Source organism: Acinetobacter sp. P1(2025), from assembly GCF_051390655.1.
GTDB classification, from domain to species: Bacteria; Pseudomonadota; Gammaproteobacteria; order Pseudomonadales; family Moraxellaceae; genus Acinetobacter; species Acinetobacter junii.
The window spans coordinates 1-6645 of the sequence record NZ_JBPKBJ010000116.1; the positions used below are offsets into that span (position 1 = coordinate 1).

The window sequence follows — 6645 nt, forward strand, 5'->3', positions numbered from 1 at the left end:
AATATAAAAATCAATCACATAAGAAAATATGTTAAGTGCATCACACAAAATTCACAAGGTGATCTGTAAAACTAAAATGTCTAATGCATATAACTAATTTTCAAATTAGGGAAAAGCATAAGACCCATAACAACTTATCAAAAATTAAAACCTAAGATCAAAAAAGTGATCAAGGAGATACTCTATGGACTCTCGCCTACTTATTGCAATCTTGCTAAGTAGCTTTAGTGCAACCACATTTGCTTCAAGTCACCGAGAAGCACCCTCAATCACTAAGCTACCAAAAGTAGATGCTACAGATTTTTATATGTTTAAAAGCTATGAATCTGGGCGCAGTAACTACGTTACATTATTAGCCAATTATCAACCACTTCAAGATGCCTATGGCGGCCCGAACTACTTTTCTCTTGATCCAAAAGCATTATACGAAATCCATATAGACAATAATGGCGATGCTCAAGAAGACATCACCTTTCAATTCAAATTCAACCAAGAATTAAAAGACCTTCAAGTTCCAGTGGGCGGCAAAAATATTTCTGTTCCATTATCTAATATCGGCAAGATTACCAATGACGGTAGTTCAGCACAAAATACGGCTGAAACCTACACAGTAACGATGATTAAAGGAGATCGTCGCAAAGGTGATCGTAATGTGCTCGGCACTTTCAAAAAACCATTTGATAATGTAGGAACAAAATCTATTCCTAACTATCAAGCTTATGCAGATACTTTTGTACAAAACGTGAATTTCGGAAGCTGTGGTTCAGGTAAAGTTTTCGTTGGTCAACGCCAAGAATCTTTTGCGGTGAACTTGGGAGAAGTATTTGACTTAGTCAATATCAAAATTCCAGCCACTCAACTTGCACCTTCTCGTGTCAATGCTGAAGATCAAGGCTTGAATACAATTGCAGATAAAAATGTCACGACGATTGCACTTGAAGTTCCACAATCATGCTTAGTGTCTACAAACGATACTGTGATTGGTGGTTGGACAACTGCAAGCTTACCTCAAGCAACTTTATTAAATCCAAATCCTGATAGCAACTTGAACAGCGCATCAAAAGTTGGTGGTGCATGGACTCAAGTTTCACGTCTAGGTATGCCGTTAGTCAATGAGGTTGTGATCGGCTTGAAAGACAAAGACAAATTCAATGCTAGTAAACCAGCCAATGATGGTCAATTTGCTGATTATGTTACTAATCCAGCACTACCAACTTTAATTGAAGTTCTGTTTAAAGATGCCACAGGCGGCGCTGTTGTAGCACCAACCAACTTCCCACGTACAGACTTAGTGAATGCATTCTTATTGGGTATTCCTGGTCTCAATCAACCAAAAAATGTGAAAGCATCTGAAATGCTACGTTTGAATACAGCAATCGCACCGACAACAAAAGGCAAGCAAAGTCGTTTAGGCGTCATTGGTGGTGATACTGCTGGTTTCCCAAATGGTCGTCGCCCTGGTGACGATGTTGTAGATATTGAGCTTCGAGTTGCAATGGGCTTGTTGTGTACGATTGATGGCGTAAATACTGCCGTAGGTTGTAAAGCAACTGATGCCAAAGCTGGCGGAATTAGTTTTACTGATGGCGCGTTACAATCACCGCAACAGTTCGGTACAACATTCCCTTATTTAAATACTCCAGTGTCGGGCTCACCGTTTAATACAGCTAGCAAGTAATCAGGAGTAAACACCATGAAAAAATATATGCTGTTGTTCATGGTTGCAATTGGATTAAGCGGATGTGGTGGCGATGATAATAAATCTAAACCCAACAATAACAACCAATCTCAAGGTGATGCTGTACTGAAAGAAACGTTGATATTGACCAACCAATCGCAAAGCAATTTTGAACAAGTTGAACCAAAAACTCTGACTGCAATATCAGAAACAACCATAGATAACAAAGCTGAACCTGTAGCAGTTAAATTTTAAAACAAAAGCCCTTGGTTAGATTAGCTAACTAAGGGCTTTTTTAGGAGTTTTTCTAAATGTTAATCCGCCAACTTACCCTTGCTGTTTTAGTACTTAGTTACTTTGGTGCTGTGCATGCACATCCTAAACATCAACATAAAAATACAAGCTCAGAACTTACAAACAATCAAAGCAGTTTGAATAATCATTATAACGATACAGTTAGAAACCAAATTGTGACCGTATTACTCGAAAAAGCATATGCTCGTGGCGATGGTGATTTATTGGAACAAGCTGAAAACTTAATGAAAACCAGTAAAAATCCTTCCGATGTGGAAAATAAATTACTGGCAACTCGATTAGCGCAGGCTAACCATGATTTTAGTACAGCAGAAAAGACTCTAAAAGAAATACTGAAATCTCAGCCAAACCAATATGATGCTATTTTACAACTCGCAAATATTTATAGACTTCAAGGTCAATTCGATCAATCGTTTAGCTTATGCAATCAACTAAATGATTCCGAAGTCAAATGGTATCAAGCTGGCTGTATCCTCCAAGTTGAGGCAATGACCAAGAGTTATTCAGATTTAAAACCTAAAGCAGATGAGCTTTTAAAAGCGACCTCACGACTTAGTAAAAATGATAAGCAATGGTTTGGAAATATATTGCTTGAAGTTGCCACACGATTTAATGATCAACAACTTGCGATGCAAGCTATTCCCTTACTTGCAACAGATAACCTACCTAATACTCTCGCCAAAGCAAATTGGTATATCGCTCAACAACAATATCAAACAGCATTAACGATCTTAGAACCCTATCGTTATCATGATGGTGCTCTTTATCGAATTATTTTAGCGAAACAGAAACTAGGTGATCACTCATCAAATAAAGACCTGAGTGAATTAAGCTTGCGTGTTCAAACCTTATTAAAAGAGCAAGATCACATCCATTTGAGAGAACAAGCACAATATCTTTGGGTATCAAAGCAATACCAAGAAGGTCTCAAGATCGCTGCGAAAAACTGGGATATGCAAAGAGAAAATGAGGATTTTGAGGTTTATGCAGAACTTGCACTCGCAAGCCAAGACCGTATAAGCGCTGAAAAACTGTTGCGTTGGAGCACGATCACAGGTTATCAAAATCCAACTTATCTTCCACGTTTAAAACAAATGGTTGCTGTACTTTGATTTTTTTTAATATAAATGATTTTAATCGTTACGATTCACAGTGATTTCACAGCAAAAAAATTAAGCTAAACCATAAAATTATATAAGTGAAAAAAAATGAAAAAAAAGATCATTTCTTTACTTTTGATGGGTAGTAGCCACTTTTACTTGAGTCAAATGACTTATGCAGGTGGTGAACTTATTCTAGGTCTTCCGACGATCAAGCTCTCAGCTTCATCTTTTACAGATGAGTCATTTGGTATCGCTACGACTGCTTCTCAAGGTACGATCTCTCAAGAGCAAATTCAAACTCGCCCACTCTCTAGACCTGGTGAAGTACTAGAAACGATACCAGGAGTCATCGTAACGCAACACAGCGGTACAGGTAAGGCAAATCAGTTTTTTCTACGTGGATTTAACTTAGATCATGGCACCGACTTTGCCACTTCTTTTGATGAGATCCCTATCAACATGGTTAGTCATGCACATGGACAAGGCTATACCGATTTAAATTTTCTGATTCCAGAACTGATTGAAACGATCCAATATCATAAAGGTGCAACATCAATTGATGATGGTGATTTCGCTTCGGCTGGTACTGCGAAAATTTCAAGTATTCATTCATTAGATCGTCCCTATCTACAAATGACGCTAGGAAAAAATGATTTACTTAGAGTTTTGGGTGTCGGCAATCTGCAACTAGAGAATGGTGAAATTATTGCTGCAATTGAAAATTTAAATAACGATGGTCCATGGATAAATCCTGAGAATTTGTCCAAACAAAATGTATTTCTAAAATACTTTAGCGGAGACCACAATAAAAATAAGTCCATCGCTTTTCAACATTACCAGTCTAAATGGAATGCAACTGATCAAATCCCCGAGCGTTTAATTGACAGTGGGGCGATTGATCGATTTGGTAGCCTAAATACCAGCGACGGTGGAAAATCCTCAAGAACTGCACTTTGGTACAATTCGAAGAATCATGATGAAAAACAATTCTCTGAACTTTCATCATATGCCGTCTATAACAAGCTGAACTTATTTTCTGATTTTAGTTATTTTCTTAATGATCCACTACGTGGGGATCAATTTGAACAAGCGGAGGAACGCACAACGCTTGGTGCAAAGTATCAGAAAGGTTGGGCTACGGTTTGGCAGGATAGAGACGTTTTAAATACATATGGAAGCTCTTTTAGATATGACTACATCGCGGATATCGGGCTTTATCAAACTGAAAACCGTCAACGCTTCCGCACAATTCGCCAAGATGATATTCAAGAGTTTTCTTTTGGCATTTGGGGTCAAAATCAAACCAGTTGGCAACCTTGGTTAAAGACTATTTTCGGTGTACGTGGAGATTTTTATTCTTTTGATGTTAATTCAGATCGCAAAGAAAATACGGGTAATGAAACTGACCACATTCTTAGCCCTAAACTGAGCATTGTTTTAGGTCCTTGGAAAAATGTTGAATATTATCTGAATTATGCTTATGGATTTCATAGCAATGATGCTAGAGGCACCACAACTCGCTTAAATATCGATCCAAGAGACAGTAACTATTTAAGTAAAATTGATTCTGTTTCACCATTAGTCAGAACCATCAATTCTGAAATTGGACTCAGAGCTAATTTTATTCCAGAACTGACGAGTACGATTGCTTTATGGCAACTTGATTCTGATTCAGAACTGGTATTTATTGGCGATGCTGGTACAACGGAAGCTAGTCGACCAAGTAAACGCCAAGGGATTGAAATTTCACAGTTCTATCAACCTACTGATGTGTGGATCATCGATTTAGATGCGGCATGGTCAAAGGCAAGATTTAAAAATCATAGTATTGAAGGAAACCACATACCAGGTGCGATCGAAAAGACTGTCGCTGCTGGTTTTACGTACCATTTTAATGAGCAATTAAACTTTGGTGGTCGTTTACGTTATTTTGGTTCACGCCCACTGATTGAAGATAATTCAGTTCGTTCAGACTCTTCAACTTTGGTGAACTTGCAAGGCAGTTATCAATTTAATAAGAACTTCCAAGCACAACTTGAATTGTTCAACGTATTTGATCAAAAAATTAATGATATTGAATACTATTATGCTTCATGCACTCGACAAGATTTAGGAGATTCGGCATGTTCGCCTAGCTCAACTGAACGCGAAGGTATTCTTGATAAGCATGTCCATCCAACTGAAGGAAGAAACCTCAGAATGACCTTACGTTATTTATTCTGATTTCAACATGAATGCTCAGGAGAAAAGTCATGTGGTCTCAAAAAAAACTAAATGTTTCACAGAGCGCATTTCTCTTTAGCATCATCGCGCATGTTGTGATCCTCATCGTGCTCTTAAAACCTGATGCTGAAAATAGTTCTGATATTAGATCGACTATGAAAGTAACTTTTGTTTCGGCATCAGTTAAAACAAATAATGATACAGTACGAATATCTTCTGAGCCCTCCCCATCAACGGTCAATCAACTTCAGACTCAGAATTCAAAAAGATTGGATGCCTCCTCGACTGACAGCACCAATTTAGCAGATCAAGTCCCCGATTTTTTTGATCTCTCTCAAGATACACAAATGATAGAGGCTAATAATTTATATGATCCATTATTAGATGCACAAAACAGAGCTAAAAAAGCCATCAAAGAGGCAAAGGATGTGTCTAATCTGTATCAAGCAAATATCAAACCGATGGATTCAAATTTTTTGGAAGATTATCAATTACCCATCTCGAAGTCTGAAACCGATTCATTAGGTTTATACAAGGTCGATGTCATTGATGATCCTAAAGATTTAGAGCTTTACTCTACTTTGATTGAGCTTAGTATGGCATCGCCTTCAAAAGATGATGAATTACAAATAAATCAGCTCACTCAACAAATCACAAAACTCTTGCATGAAAATAATTTGAGTCTTATCAAAACAAAACCAACAACGATTGAATTTATGATAGATCCCGTCAATCTGATTGTGCTTATTAAACTTTCTGCTGACTCAATCAAAACACATCACAACCTCAAAACATTATTAGAAAACATGTCATTTGACGCGATTTTTATAAATAGCAATCTGAATGAAAGACCTTATTCTTTTACGGTCGAAGTTTAAAAACTTAAATTCTCAACGATCTAAATTTGATTAAAAATAATAACCATACTAAAATGGTAAAAGTATTAAAAGACTTTCAAAGGCGTTTAGCTAAAGTCGAAACCCACAGAAAGAAGAAAGCGACTACTATTAAATTAGTAGCCGCTTTTCCACCTATTTTGTCTTATGATGAGTGGGAAGCTATTGCTGTACCACATCAACAACAATTAGTTGACGATACTAGGAATTAGTTTTTCTTCAATAAAAACACGCATCATCAAACTCTTGTACCCATTTTTCGAGCTTTCCTATTTCTTCAAAACATTCGTCATAATCAATATCATCAAATACACTTTTTTGAGGCTTACCTAATCGAAAGAATGAATCCCCTATTTGAATATTTGGCAAATCAAGAATATCTAAATATTTATTAATGTGACTAGAATACTTATCAATCACATCACTCGAC

7 protein-coding genes are annotated in these 6645 nt (G+C 37.0%); 6 read left to right on the forward strand and 1 reads right to left on the reverse strand.

Going from position 1 to position 6645, the window contains the following annotated elements; all coding sequences use genetic code 11:
- Positions 1-184: 184 nt before the first annotated feature.
- From ACSC97_RS17425 to ACSC97_RS17450, 6 genes are all read left to right on the forward strand, one after another.
- Positions 185-1678, forward strand: coding sequence for a DUF4331 domain-containing protein (locus ACSC97_RS17425; protein ID WP_436662196.1), 1494 nt, complete (start codon positions 185-187; stop codon positions 1676-1678).
- A 15-nt stretch (positions 1679-1693) separates the two neighbouring features.
- Positions 1694-1933: a hypothetical protein gene (locus ACSC97_RS17430; RefSeq protein WP_270911338.1), complete on the forward strand. Its 240-nt coding sequence runs from the start codon at positions 1694-1696 to the stop codon at positions 1931-1933.
- Between the two features lie 56 nt (positions 1934-1989).
- Positions 1990-3105: a tetratricopeptide repeat protein gene (locus tag ACSC97_RS17435; RefSeq protein ID WP_436662199.1), complete on the forward strand. Its 1116-nt coding sequence runs from the start codon at positions 1990-1992 to the stop codon at positions 3103-3105.
- 96 nt (positions 3106-3201) lie between these two features.
- Positions 3202-5319 (forward strand): TonB-dependent receptor, encoded by a 2118-nt coding sequence (locus ACSC97_RS17440; RefSeq protein ID WP_436662201.1) that lies wholly within the window; start codon positions 3202-3204, stop codon positions 5317-5319.
- A gap of 29 nt (positions 5320-5348) precedes the next feature.
- Entirely contained in the window at positions 5349-6197 is an 849-nt protein-coding gene (locus ACSC97_RS17445; RefSeq protein ID WP_436662203.1) for a hypothetical protein, read from the forward strand.
- 26 nt (positions 6198-6223) lie between these two features.
- Complete coding sequence (locus tag ACSC97_RS17450) at positions 6224-6427, forward strand: hypothetical protein (RefSeq protein ID WP_436662205.1); 204 nt, start codon at positions 6224-6226, stop codon at positions 6425-6427.
- Between the two features lie 7 nt (positions 6428-6434).
- Here the strand turns inward: ACSC97_RS17450 and ACSC97_RS17455 are convergent.
- Positions 6435-6645: hypothetical protein (locus tag ACSC97_RS17455; protein WP_436662207.1), on the reverse strand; the 211-nt coding region annotated here is incomplete at its 5' end.